The 1,201-nt window shown below is 60.8% G+C and carries 2 protein-coding genes; both read left to right on the top strand.

Annotated features, from left to right (window positions below; all coding sequences use genetic code 11):
* The coding region (locus BIS11_RS18005) for a type VI secretion system Vgr family protein (RefSeq protein WP_253425736.1) at window positions 1-843 on the top strand (843 nt) is incomplete at its 5' end.
* Window positions 836-1,201: DUF4123 domain-containing protein (locus BIS11_RS18000; RefSeq protein WP_253586784.1), on the top strand; the 366-nt coding region annotated here is incomplete at its 3' end. The genes BIS11_RS18005 and BIS11_RS18000, both read left to right, overlap by 8 nt.

Raw genomic sequence — 1,201 nt, 5'->3', positions numbered from 1 at the left:
CAGTTCCCCTGGGACCGCTACGCCGAACCGAACGACACCGCGAGCTGCTGGGTGCGCGTCTCCCAGGGCTGGGCCGGCGGCGGCTACGGCAGCATCGCCATTCCCCGCATCGGTCACGAAGTCATCGTCTCCTTCCTGGAAGGCGACCCGGATCAGCCGCTGGTCACCGGGCGTACCTATCATGCCGTCAACACAGCCCCGTACCCACTGCCTGAGCACAAGACCCGCACTGTCATCCGTACCCAGAGCCACAAGGCGGAGGGCTTCAACGAACTGCGCTTCGAGGACGAAGCCGGCGAAGAGCAGATCTGGCTCCACGCCCAGAAGGACCTGGAGCTTCTGACGCTCAATGACCGCACCGAGGAGATCCAGAACGACAGCCACCTCAAGGTGCACAACGACCGACTCGGCGAAATCGATAACGACGACCACCACACGGTACACGGCAACCGCTACAGCCAGGTGGACGGCGACGACCATCTCACCGTGAACGGCACCCGCCATGAAAACATCGGCCAGGCACAGTTGGTGGAAGCTGGGCAGGAGATTCACCACAAGGCGGGCATGAAGGTCGTCATCGAAGCCGGCGCCGAGATCACCCTCAAGGCGGGCGGCAGCTTTCTGAAAATCGACCCCAGTGGCGTGACCATCGTGGGGCCGCAGGTGAAGATCAATTCGGGGGGTAGCCCCGGTTCGGGGAGTGGGCAGGCGGCGCAGGCGCCGCGGTTGCCGGTGGAAGTGGAGGCACCGCCGGTATTCAAGCCTGTGAAAGCGCCTCAGCAAGCCGCTCTACTGCAACAGCAGGCGCTATGCCCCGTATGTGAGGCAACAAGCAATGGCTGAATGGGCATTTGAGGTAGGCCTGGAAGGTGGCACATGGCAGTGGCCCGCTGACCGAGATGTTTATCTCCTGATAGACGGTGCGCGTGTCAAACAGCTTGCCCGGCGACTTTATGAATGGTCGTTCGAGAGCGGCCTTGAGGCGGACTTATTGTATGCCGGAACACCTTTGAGTGAGGTTAGCGAAATTTCGCCTTGGTTAATCGCACTACCCGGCGCTTGTCATCCCGTACTGCAAGCGTTTCTGGTACAAGGACTACATGATGAATGGGGCTATCTTCTCGAGAGTCAGGCTTCACTGGAAGATCTAGGCGGCTATCTGCGTAAGCTCCTGCAAGTGCGCCATCCTTCAGGCATTGCC

This window comes from Halomonas sp. 707D4 (genome assembly GCF_024158685.1).
Lineage (GTDB): Bacteria > Pseudomonadota > Gammaproteobacteria > Pseudomonadales > Halomonadaceae > Vreelandella.
This window is presented reverse-complemented; position numbering and strand designations above follow the sequence as displayed.